The sequence below is a fragment of the Chromohalobacter sp. genome (genome assembly GCF_039830575.1).
GTDB lineage: Bacteria > Pseudomonadota > Gammaproteobacteria > Pseudomonadales > Halomonadaceae > Chromohalobacter > Chromohalobacter israelensis.
The window spans coordinates 311886-329215 of the sequence record NZ_JBDOOX010000003.1 but is presented as its reverse complement, the minus strand read 5'-3'; the positions used below and the strand labels follow the sequence as shown (position 1 = coordinate 329215).

The following is a 17330-nucleotide window of genomic DNA, read 5'->3' as shown; positions in this document are numbered from 1 at the left end:
CCCATTGCGCCGCTCAGGAGGCCCGAACAGGCCCAGATCATGACTCTAACAGAACTCCGTTATATCGTAACCTTGGCCCAGGAGCGCCACTTCGGACGCGCCGCCGAGCGCTGCTACGTGTCGCAGCCCACGCTGTCGGTCGCCGTGAAGAAGCTGGAAGAAGAGCTGGGCATCGCGCTGTTCGAACGCTCCAAGTCCACCGTACAGGTCACGCCGCTGGGCGAGAAGATCGTCGAGCAGTCCCAACGCGTGCTGGAACAGGCCAGCCTCATCAGGGAGATGGCCACCGAAGGCAAGGACCAGCTGGCGAGTCCGCTGCGCATCGGCGCGATCTACACCATCGGGCCTTACCTGTTCCCGCACTTGATCCCCGAGCTGTCGCGTCATGCTCCGCAGATGCCACTGTACATCGAAGAGGGCTTCACCGGGGAACTTCGTCGCAAACTGCGCAGCGGCGAACTCGACGCCATCATCGTCGCCCTGCCGTTCAACGAGCCGGACGTGCTGACCAAGGCGATTTACGAAGAGCCGTTCGAGGTGCTGATACCCACGGGGCACCCCTGGGCCCAGCGTGACGCCATCGCCAAGGAAGACCTGCTCACGGAACGGCTGTTGCTGCTGGGCGAGGGACACTGCTTCCGCGACCAGATTCTCGAGGCATGCCCGGCCATCAGCAACCAGCTCAACAATCCCAGCAACACCCTGATCGCCGAGGGCGGCTCGCTGGAAACCATTCGCCACATGGTGGCATCCGGGCTGGGCATCACGGTATTGCCCAAGTCGGCCATCGGTACCGGGCACTACGAGTCGGGGCTGCTCGAGAGCCGGCCATTCGCCAATAGCGTACCGAGTCGCACGGTGGCCATCGCCTGGCGCGCCAGCTTCCCGCGGCCCAAGGCCATCGATGCCCTGACCGCGGCCATCGACGCATGCCAGCAGCAAAGCATCCAGGCGGCATGAGCACCGAGACTCAGGCACTGGACGCACCGGTCGGCGAACTCTCCGGGGTGGGCGAGGCATTGACCGCCAAGCTCGCCCGGCTGGGTATCGTCAGTATCGCCGACATGCTCTTCCATCTGCCGTTGCGGTATCAGGACCGTACGCGCATCACGCCGATCGGGACCCTGCGCGCCGGCACCGAGGCCGTGGTCGAGGGCGAAATCGCCGCCGCGGATATCGTCAAGGGACGACGGCGCAGCCTGCTGGTGCGTCTCAAGGATGGCTCGGGAATTCTCAGCCTGCGGTTCTTTCATTTCTCGCCCGCGCAGCAGCAGCAGTTCGTGCGCGGCATGCGGGTGCGCGCGTTCGGCGAGGCGCGTGCCGGGGCCACGGGGCTGGAGATCTACCACCCCGAATACCGCCTGCTGCGTCAGGAAGACGCCCCGGTCGAGGAACACCTGACACCGATCTACCCCACCACCGAGGGGCTGGCCCAGCCCCGCCTGAGGGGCTTGGTCCAGCAGGCCCTCAAGCGCCTCGACGATGATGATGCGGGACTGCCGGACTGGATTCCCGATAGCCTGCGCCAGCGCTTTCGCTTGCCGGGCCTGGTCGAGTCGCTGCGTTACCTGCACGAACCTCCGCCCGACGCACCGGTGGCGCAACTCGTCGAGGGCAAGCATCCGGCGCAACGCCGCCTGGCCCTGGAAGAACTGCTCGCGCACCAGCTCAGCCTGCGCCAGGTACGCCTGCGCATCCAGACGGACAGCGCCCCTTCCCTGGGCGGCGGCCGTGGCCTGCAAGCGCGTTTCTTGACCCAATTGCCGTTCTCGCTGACCGGTGCGCAGCGGCGAGTGCTCGACGAAATCGGCCACGACCTGGAACGCGCCGTGCCCATGCTGCGCCTGGTGCAGGGCGATGTCGGCTCGGGCAAGACCGTGGTCGCCGCGATGGCGGCCCTGGCCGCCATCGCCGGTGGCTGCCAGGCGGCGATCATGGCCCCCACCGAGATCCTCGCCGAGCAGCACTATCGCAATTTCAGCGACTGGTTCGCGCCACTGGGCATCGAGGTCGGCTGGCTGTCCGGCAAGCTCAAGGGCAAGGCGCGCCTGGACACCAAGGCGGCCATCGCCGATGGTCGTGTGCAGGTCGCCGTGGGCACGCATGCACTGTTCCAAGACGATGTGCGGTTTCATCGCCTGGGCTTGGCGATCATCGACGAGCAGCACCGTTTCGGCGTCCATCAGCGCCTGGCATTGCGTCAGAAGGGCGAAGCCGGCGGCCTCACCCCGCATCAGTTGATCATGACCGCCACCCCGATCCCGCGCACGCTGGCGATGAGCGCCTATGCCGATCTCGACCTGTCGATGATCGACGAATTGCCGCCCGGTCGTACGCCGGTGCAAACGGTGGCGGTGCCCGACGAACGCCGCCCCGAGGTGGTCGAGCGCATCCGGCGCGCCTGCGCCGAGGGGCATCAAGCCTATTGGGTATGCACGCTGATCGAGGAGTCCGAGGCACTGACGTGCCAGGCCGCCGAGGCGACCCATGCCCACCTGGGCGAGGCTCTGCCCGACCTGGCGGTCGGCCTGGTGCACGGGCGCATGAAAGCCGGCGAGAAAGCCGAGGTCATGGCCGCCTTCACGTCCGGCGAGCTCGATCTGCTGGTCGCCACCACGGTGATCGAGGTCGGGGTGGACGTGCCCAACGCCAGCCTGATGATCATCGAGAATCCCGAGCGCCTGGGGCTGTCGCAGCTGCATCAGTTGCGTGGCCGCGTAGGACGCGGCGCGACCGAAAGCTTCTGTGTGCTGCTGTATCATCCGCCGCTGTCACACCATTCGCGCGAGCGGCTCGGGGTGATGCGCGACACGACCGACGGCTTCCGCATCGCCGAGAAGGATCTCGAGTTGCGCGGCCCCGGCGAGGTACTCGGCACGCGTCAGACGGGCCTGGCGCAGATGAAGATCGCCGACCTGGAGCGCGATCGCGACCTGCTCGACACCATCAGTCCCCTGGCACGCGCGCTACTCGACGAGGCGCCCGAGGCGGCCACGCCGTTGATTCGTCGCTGGCTGGGCGAAGACGCCGGGCATTACGGACAGGTATGACGTCATGGACGCGGCCATGTGGGAAGGCGCGTCAGGATGAGGGCGGTTCATCGTCGTCGGTCTGGAGGCCCGCCTGCCGCTCCCACTTGCCGGCCTTGGCCAGCGCCATGATGACCTCGCGGGCGATCGCACGCTGGCTGGGCGGCAGGCTGGCAAAAACCTCCAGCGTCTCGCGCTCGCGGTAGCTCAAGGCTTCCCATAGCTGCTCGCTCTCGCGGATGCGATGACGTACCTGCGTACCGAAACGCAAGGCTTCCGGCGGCACCTTCAGCCACTCGGCGAGCACCACGAGCTTTTCCTGGGTCGGCAGCGTCTCGCCGCGCAACCAGCGGCGCACGCCGTGCAGCGTCACCGGGCGTCCCGGGTTACGCAGATTGAATTCACGCTCCAGGATGGCCGGCTTGGGCGCATAACCCGCCTGTTGCATGGCCTCGCGCAGACGTGCGGCGAATTGAGTCTTGGCATCTTCCATGCCTGCACAGTAAGGCGTCTCGCCCCGATACGACGTAACCGTTTTGTTGTTATTTGAGCGATTCGACGGCACTATCGGTTACGTTTTCTCGCCGTCTCGGCCAAGGTTAGTCATGACTTACTTCAGATCGCCTTGTTCGCGAGAGGCCTGGGCAGAAAGCCGTTCCGCCGACTCGCCCACCGCGACGAGCTGTCGGCTGACCAGCGCCAGCTGGGTCTGCAGCAGGCGGCGCTCGTCGCCGGCTTCCTCGGCGGCCGCCGCTTCCAACGCCCGGGCATGCGACATCAGGGCCGCTTCCGGCACCGCGACAGTCGCCCGCGCCGCCAGTTGACGGGCCAGGTGCTCCAGGGTATCGGCCACTTCCTCACCGGCCGCCATCACCGCCGCATCGTCGGCGCCCGCCGCACCGGCCGCCCCGCGATGCGCGCCCAGGGCCGAGAGATATCCCAGCAAGGTGTGGGACTGGACCAGAAAGCGCAATCCGAGATCGGCGTCCTTGCGGAAATGTCCGGGCTCCAGCAACACGTTGCCCAGCGAGGTGGACAGCGTGGCATCGGCGTTGTGGGCATTGCGACGCGCCAGCCGATAGGCGAGGTCGTCGCGCTTGCCCTGGGCGTATTGCGCGAGTATCGCACGCAGATAGGCCGCACTGGCCTCGAGCGTCGTGGCCGCCTGGCGATGCAGGCCGCGTCCCTGCCAGTCGGGCAGGATCACCAGCACCGCCAGGCCCGCGATCGCGGCCCCCAGCAAGGTATCGAACAACCGTGGCCAGATCAGCCCGAACCCGTCGCCGACCTGATTGAAGCAACACAGCACCATCAGCGTGATCGCCGCCGTCGCCAGCGTGTAATGACGTGCACGAGTGGCGAAGAAGGCCACCCCGGCCGCTACCGCGATCAGCGCCTGGATGGGCTCGGCGGGAAACAAGGTGATCAACGCCCATCCCGCGATCAACCCCAGCACCGTGCCCTGAATGCGCTGACGCAGAAACCGCCGGGTGGCGCCGAAGTTGGGGCGGCATACGAACACGCTGGTCAGCAGGATCCAGTAGCCTTGGGTGGGATGGATCCAGTGCAGCACGCCATACCCCGCCAGCAGCGTCACGCTCAAGCGCAGCGCGTGCCGAAACACCGGCGACGACAAGGTCAGGTGCGAGCGCAGGCGGTCCGCGATGTCTCCCAGCCCGCGCGGCGAGCGATCGAAAAGGCTGCTGTCCTCGTTGTCGGCGCGCGCATCCGGGTTGTCGGCACTCGCCAGCTTGTCTTCCAGGGTCGCCAGGTTGTCGGCCAGCGCCGCCAGCGAGCGTAGCAGGTCGCGCCATTCGTCACGCTGCTGGGCGCGCAGATGGGACAGCGAGGCATTCAGATCTTCCAGCGCCTGGGCGCTTTGGCCGTGATCGAAGGGACGGTCGAGAAGCAGCGCCCGGCTCAACGCCTTGCAGGTACGCCCTTGCTGATCGAGCAGGCGTTGTGCGCGAAACAGGATGTCGTGATGAAAGAAGGCCTCGGCCAGTTCACCATACGGATAATGCGATGAGCTGGCCCGCTCGTGAATGTCCTGGGCAATGAAGTACAGGCGCAGGTAGCGATTGAGCTTGCGCCCGCCGCGCTGTCCCTCGAGGCGGCGGAAAATCATCTCCTTGCTCTGGTTGAGCGCCGCCACCACACGCCCATTCTGGCGGGCCAGCGCCAGGCGGCGCTGCTCGATGTCCAGACCGCGCAAGGGCTCGAACAACGCCGACTTGAGACTCAGGTATACACCCAGTTCACGAAAGACCTGAGCCAGACTCAGCTTGAGGGGATGTCGCGAGAACAGCGCACACCACACCACCGAGATCGCGCCATACCAGGCCGCGCCGCCCACCAGCAGCAAGGGCTCTCGCCATAGCTCGCCCAGAGCCACGCCACCGCGCTGTTCCAGGCTGATCATGGTGTAGATGGCCAGGATCAATGTCGCGGTGGCAATGGTCGCGTAACGTTGTCCCACCGCGCCGAGCATGGTCATGGCGAAGCTCGACACTCCGAGTCCTACCGCGAACGCCAGCGGATGCGCAAACGTCAGTTCCACCGACAGCGCCGCGACGCCGAAACAGAACAGAGTGACCAACAGCGCCTGCAGGCGCCCCTGCCAGGTATCGTCGGTTTCCGCCAGAGCACTGGCGATGATCCCCAGGAACAGCGGGATCAGCTTGCCCATGTCGTCGAGGTACCAGCACGTCGCCATGGCACCGGCCAGAGCGATGAAGACACGCAGGCTGTAGGCGAAGGGCTCCAGGGTCCAGAGGCGTCTGAGCGGTTGAGTCAGCGAGGTGGGCAGCATATCTCTCGACAAGGCGATGGCAAGAACGTCGCGTGGCCGATGTCGCCACGCAGCATTGGCGGCGGAAGAACTCGCCTACGACCTTAGTATAACGAACTCGACTCGACGAGGGGCACCGCTCGCCACCGTCAGCCGCGTCCAGCCGTCGCTAGCGCAGGTGCTTGAGCAATCCTTGCAGACGTTCCAGGTCGCGCGAGTCGCCGACCAGCCGCAGGCGACCGCTACGCAGGCCCTCGAAGAAGGCATGTGGCGTGGGACGCTTGAGGAAGGCAACGCCGGAGGCGGCATCGCGAAAGCGCAGTTCGAGGTCGAGATCGATGGGCAATCCCGGCGCATCGGTAACCGCATCGGGACGCATGCGGTAATGCCGCGCGAGACTGAGATCCTCGGTGGCCACCCCCCAGTCGAAGCGCTGCAAGGTCGCCAGGGTGTCGCGAAAACGGGGATTGCGGCGGCGCGCACGCTTGAGCATGACGCCCAGCAACCACAGCATCAGACGCAGTTTCATGCGCTACCTGCCACGGGGAAGAAAAAGGGAAAGGAGAAATCGCACGGAGCGCGGGCCATGCAATGGCACGCACGCTCCGTGCCTTCACTCACTTCACGGCGTCCTTGAGCGCCTTGCCGGGCTTGAAGGCCACGGTCTTGCTCGCCGGAATGGTCAACGGCTTGCCGGTCTGCGGATTCTTGCCGGTACGCGCGGCACGCTCGCGTACGGTGAAGGCACCGAAGCCGATCAACGAGACATCCTGGCCCTTGGACACAGTGCCTGTGATTTCATCGAGAATGACGTTAAGTACCTGACTGGCCTTGTCTTTGGAAAGATCGGCACGCTCGGCGATAGCCGCGGCGAGTTCTGGCTTGCGCATAAAGCCCTCCTGGTTTGGCAACGAACGCGACACCCATGATGTCGCTTGTTGTTTTTCAGTGGTCGAAATGAGCACCGCGCCATTGGCACGGTACTGACACTATCCCCATGATGGCGCCAGCCGACGACCGCCGGCGTGGCGACTTCAGCTAGGGTAGCAACGGCGGGGCAGCCCGCGCCAGCTCGACTTTCCGACGTACGCAGCCCCCTGTCAACGCAAATCCTAATAAACGCCCCGCTTCGTCTTCGGCAAAGGCGCTGAAATCGCTGCCGTCGCCTTCGATACGCCAGCGTGCCGGCGACTGGCGTGGCGGCAGGGCCACCACCGGGCACAACGGCGTCTTGACCACCACCGGCCAGGCACCATAGGCCACCGGCGTCGGCGTGCCGGTCAAGGTGGCCGCCAGTGCCTTGGCGCTGGCCTGGAGCGGCTGAACGTACATGGCATTGAGCCCCGCCACACAGGCGCAATCGCCCAACGCATGGATACGCGGCGCGGAAGTCGCCAGGTAACGGTCGGTCTGGATGCCCGCGGTCGACGTCTCGAGACCGGCGGCATCGGCAAGCTCGGTGCGCGGCATGAGCCCGGTGGCGATCAGCACGAGGTCGGCGGGCAAGGTATCGCCGTCATCGAGCGTCAGTGCCACCGCCTCGCCATCGCGCTGCAGGCTCGCAACGGTGCGTCCCAGCCGCATGTCGATGCCGGCGTCGTGCATCGCACCGCCCAGCACGCGGCCCAGGGCCGGCGGCAGCAGGCGCGCCAGCGGTGCCGCTTCGGGCGCGACCAGGGCAATGCGATGTCCTCCGGCCAGCAAGTCGTTGGCGAATTCGCACCCCACCAGGCCGGCACCGACGATGGCCACGCGCGCCCCCGGTCCCAGGCGCGACAACGCGGCATGAAAGCCGCGATAGTCGTCGAGGTCGTTGATGGTGAATACGCGATCGTGCAAGGCAGCGTCCCACGTGAAGGGGACGCTGGGTGCGGCACCGGTGGCCAGCACGAGGTCGCCGTAGGCGAGGCGTTCCGCGCCTATGCCAAGCGTGCGCTCGCGAGGATCGATGGCCTCGACCCGGGTATGCGTACGCACCACCGCCGACAGCGCCTCGGCGACCTCGAGAGGGGAACGCATCGCCAGCCGTGCAGGCGGCAAATGCTTGGCGAAGCCCGTGGACAGCAGCGGTTTCGAGTATTCGTCACCGCTATCGGCGGTGATCAGGGTGATGGCACGCCGTGCATCGCGGGCGCGCACCTGGCGCGCCAGGCCCATACCGGCCATGCCGCTGCCGACGATGATCAGAGGATCGCTCATAACGCCTCACGCACTGATGACAAGCTCATGGTAATGACATATCCACACCCGGCGTGGCGGGCTATCGCTCGAACGCCGAAAAAGCGCGTAAGCTGCGCATGTTACACTAACATCTTTCTTTTCTAAGCCATCGCTCTCATGTCTCCTGACCGCTTCCCAGGCTGGCCGCACTGGCTGCCCATCGCCGCGCAGCGTCCTCGAATGAGCCCCGACTGGTGGCCCTGGGTGGCCTCTCGCGATTCACTGACCGCGCGCTTGCGCATCGCCAGCCCCCGTCCATTCTCGGTGCGTCTGCTCACCCAGGGCGTGACCAGGCCACGCCTCGACGAAGCCCAGGCACTGGGGCTGCCGCACCGCACGCACGTCTGGCACCGGGAAGTCCTGTTGCGGCTGGGCAATGCCTCCTGGGTTGCGGCCCGTTCCGTGGCACCGCTGGAGGGACTGTCCGGCGCACGGCTATGCACGCTGGGAGAGCGTTCGCTGGGCAGTTGGCTATTTCGGCAACCTAACCTCGAGCGCGGCCCCATCGAAGCGATCCGTGCGCCGGCCATGACGGGGCTGGACGCCTGGCGAGGAGACGCCGGCCCCTGGGGGCGGCGCTCGCTCCTGCGCGTGGGCAGAACCAGGATTCTCGTCCAGGAATTCTTTCTCGCCGCGATGGCCGCTGACCTCTCGCTGCCATCGCGCTAAGCTGGCCGCTCACGTTACACAGCCACGTTGCTTTTCACAGCCACGTTGTCATAGGAGAGCCCGATGTCCGCCGACTCATCCGATGCCGCGCACCCCAGCGGCCTGGCCCGCGTGCCGGACTTTCTGCGCTTGACACGACTCGACCGCCCCATCGGCACCTGGCTGCTGATGTGGCCGACGTTGTGGGCGCTGTGGCTGGCGGCCGAGGGTATCCCCGAACGCGGTACGCTGCTGATCTTCGTCATCGGCGTGTACGTGATGCGCGCCGCCGGTTGCGTGGTCAACGACTACGCCGATCGCCATTTCGATGGGCACGTCAAGCGTACCCGCGACCGGCCACTGGCTACCGGACGCATCACCGAGAAAGAAGCCAAGGTGCTCTTCGCGGGCCTGGTGATCATTGCCTTCGGCCTGGTCTGCCTGACCAATCTGCCAACCGTGCTGCTGTCCTTCGCGGCACTGGCCCTGGCGGCCACCTACCCGTTCATGAAACGCTATACGCACTTCCCCCAGGTAGTGCTGGGGGCTGCCTTCTCGTGGGGGATCCCCATGGCGTTCATGGCCATTCAACGCCAGGTACCGCTGGAAGCCTGGCTACTGCTCGCCGCCAACGTGGCCTGGACGGTGGCCTACGATACCGAATATGCCATGGTCGACCGCGATGACGACCTGAAGGTCGGCATCAAGTCCACGGCGGTGCTGTTCGGGCGCGCCGACCGCCTGATGATCGGACTGCTGCAGGCGCTGACCCTGCTGCTGCTGGCCTGGGTCGGCCTGCGCCTGGCGCTGGGAGGCTTCTTCTGGCTGGGGCTGGCTGCGATGGGGGCGATCTTCGTCTTCCAGCACCGCCTGATCCGCCATCGCGAACGCGACCATTGCTTCCGGGCCTTTCTCAACAATCATTGGGCCGGTCTGGTGGTCTTCGCGGGCATCGCCTTGTCGCTATGGCCTATGCTGTAGATCGCGTGTCACGAAGTTGTCACATTAGCGCGTTGTAATCGTCATGCTGATGTCATTCATGAGTGATTCGCGCCATCGCGATCCGCAAGAGGCCTACGCCCATGACCGCCAAGACCGTGCTCATCGTCGATGACGAAGCGTCCATCCGCGAAATGATCGCGGTGGCGCTGGAAATGGCCGACTACCGTGTGCTGGAAGCCGACAACGCTCAGGCGGCACATGCCATGGTGGTCGACGACCAACCCGACCTGTTGCTGCTCGACTGGATGATGCCCGGCACCAGCGGCATCGAACTGGCGCGGCGTCTCAAGCGCGATACCGCCACTGCCGAATTGCCGATCATCCTGCTCACCGCCAAGAGCGAGGAAGACAACAAGATCCAGGGGCTGGAAGCCGGCGCCGACGACTACATCACCAAGCCCTTCTCGCCGCGGGAGTTGGTGGCACGCCTCAAGGCCGTGCTGCGCCGCACGACTCCCAAGGGCGTGGAGGACCCGGTGGAGATCGAGGGCCTGCTCCTCGATCCGGTCAGCCATCGGGTCAGCGCCAACGGCCAGGCACTGGATGTAGGCCCCACCGAGTATCGGCTCTTGCAGTTCTTCATGACCCATCAGGAGCGGGCCTACACGCGTAGCCAGTTGCTCGATCAGGTCTGGGGTGGCAATGTCTACGTCGAGGAGCGCACCGTCGACGTGCACATCCGCCGCCTGCGCAAGGCGCTCGGCGAGGCCCATCAGCATCTCATCCAGACGGTACGCGGCACCGGTTATCGCTTCTCCGCCAAGGACTAGCGCGTGCACTATTGGACCAACGAACTGTGGCGACTGGCGTACCTGGTCGTCGGACTCGGTGCTCTGGGCTGGCTGCTCGGCGAGCCCGGCTGGGGGCTGGCCGCCGGCCTGGGCCTCTACGTGTATCTGCATCTGCGCCATTTGCGTGCCCTGTACGTCTGGCTGACCCAGCACCCCCACGAGACACCCCCCGTCGGGGCCGGCGTCTGGGGCGATCTGTTCGACCGCCTCTACAAGTATCAGAAGACGCAGCGCCAATCCCAGGCACGCCTGCGCGACATCATCCGGCGCGTGCAGGACTCCTGCGAGGCGATGCGCGATGCCGTGGTCATGCTCGACGGCCATGGCGATCTGGAGTGGTGGAACACCGCCGCCACGCAGATGCTCGGCTTTCAATCGCCCCACGACCGCGGCCAGCACATCACCAACTTCCTGCGGGACCCGCGCTTCGTGGCCTACTTCAACGCCCGCGATTACCGCGAACCGCTCACCCTGGCATCGCCCTTGCGCGATGACGTGACGCTGCAGTATCAAATCACGTTGTTCGGCGACAACGAGCGCCTGGTCATGGCCCGCGACATCTCGCGACTGCATCGCCTGGAAGAAATGCGGCGCGACTTCGTCGCCAACGTTTCCCACGAACTGCGCACGCCGCTCACCGTGCTCACCGGCTATCTGGAAACCTACCTCGACAACGCCGATCAATTACCGCCCCGCTGGCAACGGGGTCTCGGACAGATGCAGGAGCAGTCGCAACGCATGCAGCGACTGGTCGAGGATCTGCTGTTGCTGTCGAAGCTGGAAACCGACCAGACCCGTGACGATCCGGTACCGCTGGACATGGCCGCGCTGCTGGCGAACATTCGCGACGATGCCGCCGCACTCTGCAACGGCAGTCATGACGTGCGCCTGGAAATCGACGACGACCGCCATCTGCTGGGCGCCGATGGCGAGATACGCAGCGCCGTTTCCAACCTGGTCTTCAACGCCGTGCGATACACGCCGTCGGGCAGCACCGTCACGTTGCGCTGGAAAGCCTGGAAGGAGGGTGCCGCGGTCGAGGTCGAGGACGACGGCGAAGGGATCGACCCGGTACACCTGCCACGCCTCACCGAGCGTTTCTACCGCGTCGACAAGGGGCGCAGCGCCGCCAACGGCGGCACCGGCCTGGGCCTGGCCATCGTCAAGCACGTCCTGCTGCGCCACGACGCGCACCTCGATATCGACAGCCACCCCGGCCAGGGTGCGCTCTTTCGATGCGTGTTTCCCGCCGCACGGCTGAATGCCGCCCCTGCCGAACGCCGTGCCGTGGGCGGCGACTAGTCTTTTAGGTGCGGCATCGCCCGCTTCTGGAAAGGCGCTCGGCTCCCTCCGTCACGGTCGGATGGAGAAAAAAGCGGCGGGAGAAAAAAGAGTGCCCACGCGCATGTGGGCACTCGTCACGTCGACCGGGCCAGGATGGACGATCGGTCACATCTGGCACCATCCATCGTACTGGCGCTGCTACTCATGCCGCCTGAACTTCGATACGCCGAGTGCGATGGCTATCCTTCTTGGGCAGCGTCAGCGTCAAGACACCATTGACGATAGTGGCCGTAATGGCATCGCCATCTATCTCGTGGCTGAGATTGAAACGCCGCGCGAACCGTTGTCCGCGGACCTCGGCATGCAACGCACTCAGTCCTTCCGGCATGTTCAAGGCTATGTCGCCTTCCAGGCTCAGCACGTTGTTGTCGATTTCCACTTTCAGCGACTCGTGCGTCACACCGGGCATATCCGCCACCAGCTTGAGGACGTCGGACTCCTCGAAGATATCCACCGCCGGTAGCAGAGCGTCCTGTGAACGCTTTTCCTGGTCACGTTGTTGAAGCGGAGAGTGGCTGGATGAACGAACGATGTTACTCATGGTGCATGCCTCCTTGGTTCAAGGTGATCGACGTTCTTCAAGCCGCCTTGACTTCGATACGCCGCGGCTTGAGTTCCTCTCGCTTGGGCAACACGATCTCGAACACGCCATGGGCATGGCGCGCCTCGGCACGCTCGGCGTCCAGTCCATCCGGCAATGCGATCGCACGCACGAACTCGCCACTGGCCCGCTCGCGCCGGAATACCGGACGCGCGTTTCCATCCTCGTCACTGTCCGGCAGCGTATCGCGCCGGCCACGCAGGGTGAGGACGTTATCCTGGACATCGATGGTCAGATCCGACGGCGACAGCCCTGCGGCAAATACGTAGACCCGCACGGCATCGTCGCTTCGCGCCACGTTGATCATCGGGAAACTCCCGCGTGGCACCGCGCGAATATCCATCGCGTCGCCGTCATTCAAGAAGCCATCCAGCAGTTGACGGAACCAGTCCAATTGCTGGGGCGCCCCCGTCTCGAAACGCTTGATATCGTCGAACATGGCGAACACCTCCTACATTAGACAGACTCTCGAGAGAGACCGCCACGCGAAGATGCAGCACCTCTCTCATAGGCGAAAATAGGAGCGGTCGAGGGGTTTTCAAGGGGGTCGAGCATGCATTTTCCGAGTGCCGATGTCCGTGTGGACAAGTCGACGTTACCACGCAGGGGAAACGGGCAAGCAGGCGGGGGAGTCAGCCGTTGGCCACGCGGCGTGGCGGTTGCGCCTCGGTCTTCTCGCGACACGCCAGCGGACAGTTGCCGCAATAGCCCAGGCCAGGCAGAAGGTAGCGAATGCAACAGACGCGCCGGATGGGCTCGATGTCGCCCTCGGCGTTCTCGCGATGACGAACGGGCTGGAACAAGGGATTGCGCTGACCGTCGGCCAGCTCGCGCAGGGTCATCCAGCGTTCGCCGAGCGCCGCGCCCGACCGGGCTTCCGGCAAGGCGTGCAACTGGCGCACGAGATAGTCGACGTATTGTCCCAGATTGCTCCAGAGCGCACGTGGCGCGATGCCGCTGTGGTGCGCCATGCACGTGATGGCGGGCCCCCAGGTGTCGCGTATCAGGGGCAAAAAGCGCGCTTCTGCTCGGGTGTCGACCAGAGGCGAGGACGTCTCCTCGACCACCAGCGCATCGATGAGCATGTCCTCGCCGAGTACGACCCCGAGACGCGGCAGCGCGAGCGGCAGCTGGCGATCCGCCAGCAGATTGTGCGCCACGCCCGTGTACGTCGTCAGCGCCAGGAAGTACTTCGACCAGAGCGACATGACGGCGCGGCAGTCGCCATGCTGATGTTCGGCGCCATAGTGCTGGATCACGTGCGCCATGCCGCGACGGGAAAACAGATCCTGCGCTCGCCAGGCCGTCTCGGGTGCCTGGTCCCAGGTCATCAGCTTGCGATCCATCCCCTTCAGGGGGCCGGCATACAACCGGGTGAGCGACACCGACATCGAAGACGTTTCCTGTGGCGAGGCCGAAATGGGTGGCGTGGGTCATGGCCCACGCCAGGCAGCGTAAATGAAAACCACTCGCGACTCAATCGCGCCAAGATCTTGCCGGCGACGCCGTCGAGCCATGGCTTGCAGGACCTAGAAGTCGTAGGTCAGGCTCGCGCGCACATTACGCTCCGCACCGAAGTAGCAGTATTGAAGCGAGTTGCACGAGGCCACGTATTCCTTGTCGAGCAAGTTGCCCACATTGAGTTGCACCTGCATGCCCGACATGCCCATCTGCCCCAGGTCATACCCCAGCATGGCATCGACCAGCGTGTAATCGGGCACTTGCTCGGTGTTGGCGCGATCCGCTTGGATATCGGCGTAATAGCGCACCCCCAGCCCGGCATCCAGCCCCGCAAGCGCCTCGCTCTGGAAGGCATAATGGCTCCACAGGCTGGCTTGATGGCGTGGGGCATAAATGGCGTGACTGCCTTCTTCGTCCGGATCTTCGCTCTTGGTATAGCGGATATCGGTATAGCTGTAGGCGGCCTGCAAGCGCAATCCCTCGGTCAACTGCTTGCGGGCTTCCAGCTCCAGGCCCTGAGACTCGATTTCGCCGATGGAGCGGTAGGGGTCGGTGGGCTGCTCCTTGGTGGCGACGTTTTCCTGGGTGATGCGGAACAGCGAGAGGCTGTAGCGATCCTCGGTTCCCGGGGGCTGATACTTGAGGCCCGTCTCCCATTGCTCGCCTTCCATCGGTTCGAGCACGTCACCCTCGGCATCGACGAAACTGGTCGGCGTGAAGGCCGTGTTGTAGCTCATGTAGGGCGCGACACCATTATCGAACATATAGAGCACACCGGCTCGACCACTGAACTGAGTATCGTCCAGTTTGTCTTCGCTATCTTTCAGGTAGTCGGTGTTCTCGATATTAACCCAGTCGTAACGGCCTCCGAGCGTCAGGCGCCAGCGGTCGAACGCCATCTGATCCTGTAGATAAACCCCCGTCTGTGTCAGTTCATGACGTTCGTCGCTGGCTGTGGCGATCGCTCCCACAGGATCGGCGCCGTACTGCGGATCGAAGGGATTGATATTCGGGAAAACGCCAGATGTGTAGACAATATCGTTCTGGCGTGTCTGATAATCCACACCGACCAGCAGCGTATGGTCGATGAAGCCACCGTCGAGATTGGCTTCTACTTGGTTATCGATGGTCCAGGCTTCCAGCGACTCTTGGGCACCGTAATAGTAACGCTTGAGCTCGTTGCTATCCCCATCGACCCAGACGTTTTGCCCTATCAGGTTGCCCGCACTATCGTAAAGGTATTCAGCACCTTGGGTGACCTGATCCAGATCGACATCAGCATTCAGATAACGGACCTTCTGACGCGCTGTCCAGGCATCGTTGAAGCGATGCTCGAGGCTGTAGCCGAACATGCGCTGGGTACGCTCGAACTTGTCGTAATCGTCCTCGCCATCGAAGAAGTTGTTGCTGATCTTCCGTCCATTGTGGCTTTCCACCGCCCCCTCGTAAGGCATGCCGGAGTGATAACCGCCCTCCGGATCCTTTTGCAGATAGGCCATGAACGACAGGGTCGTGTCGTCGGTGACGTCCCAGGTCACCGATGGCGCGATGGCATAGCGCTCCTCCTCGACCGTGTCGAACTGGGTATCCGCACCGCTGGCCAGCCCCACCACGCGATAGGCGGCCCGCCGCTCGTCGTCCAGAGGGCCGGTCAGATCGAACGCCGCGCTGCGCTGACTGTTGTTGCCGACGCTGAACCGCAGCTGACGATGCGTCTCGAACTGCGGCTGCTTGCTGGTCAACGCCACCAGGCCACCGGGGGAGGAGCGCCCGTAGAGTACGGAGGCCGGTCCCTTGACGATTTCGACGCTCTCCAGGAAATACGGATCGATCACCATCGAGCTGTAACCGTTGGTATCGCCCATGACCTTGAGGCCATCGAGATAGGTATTGCTCAAGCTGCCGTCGGAGAACCCTCGCATGACCAGGTAGTCGTAGCGGTTGGAGGCGCCGACCTGGTTGGTATAGACGCCCGGCGTATATTGCGCGGCTTCCCTGAGGGTGCGGGTGTCACGCTCATCCATCTCGTCGCGATCGACACGCGAGACGGACTGGGGGGTTTCGACAATCGGCGTCTGTGTCTTGGTGGCGGCCTGGCCCGAGACCGTCACGGTGGACAGATCGACGGCATCGGTTTCTCCGCCCTCGGTTTGCGCCCAGCCCGTCATGGGGACGAACATCACGCCGGCCAGACACGCGCAGGTAAGCCAGTGGGGAGACAGTGTGCGACTCATGGGAAACGGATCCTCGCTCTCGTCATCGGGCCGATATCGACCCATTTCTTATAGAGAGTGAGAATTATTAACTTTTAAGAGTCGTTCTGCTTATGGAAAATGACGAAAAACCTATGCGCAATGCTGCAAGCCCGTCCGGCGAGGGAACCTGCGTCATGCATCGACGTCACGGCCATCGCCTCGTTACCGCCTGAATCGCACGGCGCTCGCTATGCTCCTTGCCGCTGCAAGGCGCGGGGCGACACGCCATAACGCTGCTTGAAGGCGGTGGCGAAATTGCTGGCGTGCCGATAGCCGACACGGGTTGCAACGTACTGCACGCTATAGCCTTCCCGGAGCAGATCATGCGCCATTTCGAGGCGGCGTTGACGCAGGTACTCGAAGACCGGCTGGCCGTACGCCTGGCGGAACTTGTCACGCAACACGCTGGGACTCATGCAGGCCAGTTGCGCCAGGGAGTCGAGGTCATGCGAGGCATCGGGATGATCGTGCAGACAGGCACGCACGCGTGCCAGATGATGGCGATCGCGCACGCCCAGACGGCGCGTCTGCTCGGCCGGGGCGTTTTCTCTGGCTGCCAGCCCATGTGCCATCAGCTGCAACCCCAGTCCCTCGCCGAGCAACGTATGCGAGATCCCCTCCCCCGCGGCGTTCAACCACTGTTCGAGCGATGCCAGAAGACCCTCGGGGGGTGCCAGCCGCCAGGCGCCATCCGGTGAAGACGTCAGCAGATCTGCCAAGGGCGCGGCCAGCCGGTTCTGCGTGGTGCGTGCATCGTCGAGCAGCGTCAGATTGATCGCGCGCAGGCGCTGGCCGCCCATGTGGCGCGCACTCAGCGGACAGCGCCCGTCGTTGACCAGCATCACCCCCTCGCGAGGCGACAGCGTGAGGCGCTTCTCGCCATGCATCAGCTCGGCCTGCCCCTCGAGCATGACGATGATCGACACGTGCGCCGGAGCATCCGCCAATGCGTGAGTTTCGTAGGTGTGATGAATCGTGAGTCGCGAGCCGACGAGACTGATGCCCGTGTCCGGGCGACATTCATCGACCCAGCCTTCGGCCACCGTGGTGGACACGGCATCGGCACGGGTCAAGGAGGGAAAGTGATGATACAAACGATAACGGCGCTCGAAAGCGCCGAAATCGGCCATGGTGAGACGCTGGGCCGGCGTCGTGGCATCGTGCGTCATGCCTGTCGCCGGACCCATG

The 17330-nt window shown here is 64.4% G+C and carries 16 protein-coding genes; 6 read left to right on the top strand and 10 right to left on the bottom strand.

The genetic code is table 11. From position 1 onward, the window contains the following. Positions 1-39 precede the first annotated feature (39 nt). Both ABGX75_RS02510 and recG read left to right on the top strand, forming a co-directional pair. Positions 40-960, top strand: a complete 921-nt coding sequence (locus ABGX75_RS02510) for a hydrogen peroxide-inducible genes activator (RefSeq protein ID WP_011508534.1) — start codon at positions 40-42, stop codon at positions 958-960. Continuing rightward, on the top strand, positions 957-3050 hold the full coding sequence (gene recG, locus ABGX75_RS02505) for an ATP-dependent DNA helicase RecG (protein WP_347410807.1): 2094 nt from the start codon (positions 957-959) through the stop codon (positions 3048-3050). Before ABGX75_RS02510 ends, recG begins: the two co-directional genes overlap by 4 nt. A 31-nt stretch (positions 3051-3081) precedes the next feature. Here the strand turns inward: recG and ABGX75_RS02500 are convergent, their stop codons facing one another. The 5 genes from ABGX75_RS02500 to ABGX75_RS02480 form a co-directional block, all read right to left on the bottom strand. Next, complete coding sequence (locus ABGX75_RS02500) at positions 3082-3522, bottom strand: hypothetical protein (protein WP_011508536.1); 441 nt, start codon at positions 3520-3522, stop codon at positions 3082-3084. A 117-nt stretch (positions 3523-3639) separates the two neighbouring features. Then, a complete protein-coding gene (gene yccS / locus ABGX75_RS02495; protein ID WP_011508537.1) occupies positions 3640-5841 on the bottom strand; it encodes a YccS family putative transporter in 2202 nt (733 codons plus the stop codon). A gap of 148 nt (positions 5842-5989) precedes the next feature. Next, positions 5990-6349 (bottom strand): hypothetical protein, encoded by a 360-nt coding sequence (locus ABGX75_RS02490; protein WP_011508538.1) that lies wholly within the window; start codon positions 6347-6349, stop codon positions 5990-5992. Between the two features lie 88 nt (positions 6350-6437). Further along, complete coding sequence (locus ABGX75_RS02485; RefSeq protein WP_011508539.1) at positions 6438-6710, bottom strand: HU family DNA-binding protein; 273 nt, start codon at positions 6708-6710, stop codon at positions 6438-6440. A gap of 148 nt (positions 6711-6858) precedes the next feature. Continuing rightward, the gene (locus ABGX75_RS02480) at positions 6859-8019 is read right to left on the bottom strand and encodes an FAD-dependent oxidoreductase (RefSeq protein WP_011508540.1); all 1161 of its coding nucleotides are present in this window, start codon (positions 8017-8019) and stop codon (positions 6859-6861) included. 138 nt (positions 8020-8157) lie between these two features. Between ABGX75_RS02480 and ABGX75_RS02475 the strand changes: the two genes are divergently transcribed. The 4 genes from ABGX75_RS02475 to phoR all read left to right on the top strand — a co-directional run bounded on the left by ABGX75_RS02475 (position 8158) and on the right by phoR (position 11783). Then, a complete protein-coding gene (locus ABGX75_RS02475; protein WP_011508541.1) occupies positions 8158-8709 on the top strand; it encodes a chorismate lyase in 552 nt (183 codons plus the stop codon). A gap of 63 nt (positions 8710-8772) precedes the next feature. Further along, entirely contained in the window at positions 8773-9669 is an 897-nt protein-coding gene (gene ubiA, locus ABGX75_RS02470; RefSeq protein ID WP_011508542.1) for a 4-hydroxybenzoate octaprenyltransferase, read from the top strand. Between the two features lie 101 nt (positions 9670-9770). Then, positions 9771-10460 (top strand): phosphate regulon transcriptional regulator PhoB, encoded by a 690-nt coding sequence (phoB, locus tag ABGX75_RS02465; RefSeq protein WP_011508543.1) that lies wholly within the window; start codon positions 9771-9773, stop codon positions 10458-10460. Positions 10461-10463: 3 nt separating this feature from the next. Then, positions 10464-11783: a phosphate regulon sensor histidine kinase PhoR gene (gene phoR / locus ABGX75_RS02460; protein ID WP_011508544.1), complete on the top strand. Its 1320-nt coding sequence runs from the start codon at positions 10464-10466 to the stop codon at positions 11781-11783. 184 nt (positions 11784-11967) lie between these two features. Here the strand turns inward: phoR and ABGX75_RS02455 are convergent, their stop codons facing one another. From ABGX75_RS02455 to ABGX75_RS02435, 5 genes are all read right to left on the bottom strand, one after another. Further along, positions 11968-12366, bottom strand: coding sequence for an Hsp20/alpha crystallin family protein (locus tag ABGX75_RS02455; protein ID WP_011508545.1), 399 nt, complete (start codon positions 12364-12366; stop codon positions 11968-11970). A gap of 37 nt (positions 12367-12403) precedes the next feature. Continuing rightward, positions 12404-12865 carry an Hsp20/alpha crystallin family protein gene (locus ABGX75_RS02450; protein WP_011508546.1) on the bottom strand — a complete coding sequence of 154 codons (462 nt, stop codon included), beginning with the start codon at positions 12863-12865 and terminating at the stop codon, positions 12404-12406. 193 nt (positions 12866-13058) lie between these two features. Further along, positions 13059-13817, bottom strand: coding sequence for a siderophore-iron reductase FhuF (fhuF, locus tag ABGX75_RS02445; protein ID WP_347410808.1), 759 nt, complete (start codon positions 13815-13817; stop codon positions 13059-13061). Positions 13818-13955: 138 nt separating this feature from the next. Continuing rightward, complete coding sequence (locus ABGX75_RS02440; protein ID WP_052046725.1) at positions 13956-16121, bottom strand: TonB-dependent siderophore receptor; 2166 nt, start codon at positions 16119-16121, stop codon at positions 13956-13958. A gap of 209 nt (positions 16122-16330) precedes the next feature. Next, complete coding sequence (locus ABGX75_RS02435) at positions 16331-17329, bottom strand: AraC family transcriptional regulator (RefSeq protein WP_011508549.1); 999 nt, start codon at positions 17327-17329, stop codon at positions 16331-16333. Between the last annotated feature and the right edge of the window lies 1 nt (position 17330).

What these genes read in the sequence shown, in the direction of transcription:
- ABGX75_RS02510 (WP_011508534.1), top strand. Translation starts at nt 40, where the DNA reads ATGACTCTAACAGAACTCCGTTATATCGTAACCTTGGCCCAGGAGCGC.
- recG (WP_347410807.1), top strand. Translation starts at nt 957, where the DNA reads ATGAGCACCGAGACTCAGGCACTGGACGCACCGGTCGGCGAACTCTCC.
- ABGX75_RS02500 (WP_011508536.1), bottom strand. Translation starts at nt 3,522, where the DNA reads ATGGAAGATGCCAAGACTCAATTCGCCGCACGTCTGCGCGAGGCCATG.
- yccS (WP_011508537.1), bottom strand. Translation starts at nt 5,841, where the DNA reads ATGCTGCCCACCTCGCTGACTCAACCGCTCAGACGCCTCTGGACCCTG.
- ABGX75_RS02490 (WP_011508538.1), bottom strand. Translation starts at nt 6,349, where the DNA reads ATGAAACTGCGTCTGATGCTGTGGTTGCTGGGCGTCATGCTCAAGCGT.
- ABGX75_RS02485 (WP_011508539.1), bottom strand. Translation starts at nt 6,710, where the DNA reads ATGCGCAAGCCAGAACTCGCCGCGGCTATCGCCGAGCGTGCCGATCTT.
- ABGX75_RS02480 (WP_011508540.1), bottom strand. Translation starts at nt 8,019, where the DNA reads ATGAGCGATCCTCTGATCATCGTCGGCAGCGGCATGGCCGGTATGGGC.
- ABGX75_RS02475 (WP_011508541.1), top strand. Translation starts at nt 8,158, where the DNA reads ATGTCTCCTGACCGCTTCCCAGGCTGGCCGCACTGGCTGCCCATCGCC.
- ubiA (WP_011508542.1), top strand. Translation starts at nt 8,773, where the DNA reads ATGTCCGCCGACTCATCCGATGCCGCGCACCCCAGCGGCCTGGCCCGC.
- phoB (WP_011508543.1), top strand. Translation starts at nt 9,771, where the DNA reads ATGACCGCCAAGACCGTGCTCATCGTCGATGACGAAGCGTCCATCCGC.
- ABGX75_RS02455 (WP_011508545.1), bottom strand. Translation starts at nt 12,366, where the DNA reads ATGAGTAACATCGTTCGTTCATCCAGCCACTCTCCGCTTCAACAACGT.
- ABGX75_RS02450 (WP_011508546.1), bottom strand. Translation starts at nt 12,865, where the DNA reads ATGTTCGACGATATCAAGCGTTTCGAGACGGGGGCGCCCCAGCAATTG.
- fhuF (WP_347410808.1), bottom strand. Translation starts at nt 13,817, where the DNA reads ATGTCGGTGTCGCTCACCCGGTTGTATGCCGGCCCCCTGAAGGGGATG.
- ABGX75_RS02440 (WP_052046725.1), bottom strand. Translation starts at nt 16,121, where the DNA reads ATGAGTCGCACACTGTCTCCCCACTGGCTTACCTGCGCGTGTCTGGCC.
- ABGX75_RS02435 (WP_011508549.1), bottom strand. Translation starts at nt 17,329, where the DNA reads ATGGGTCCGGCGACAGGCATGACGCACGATGCCACGACGCCGGCCCAG.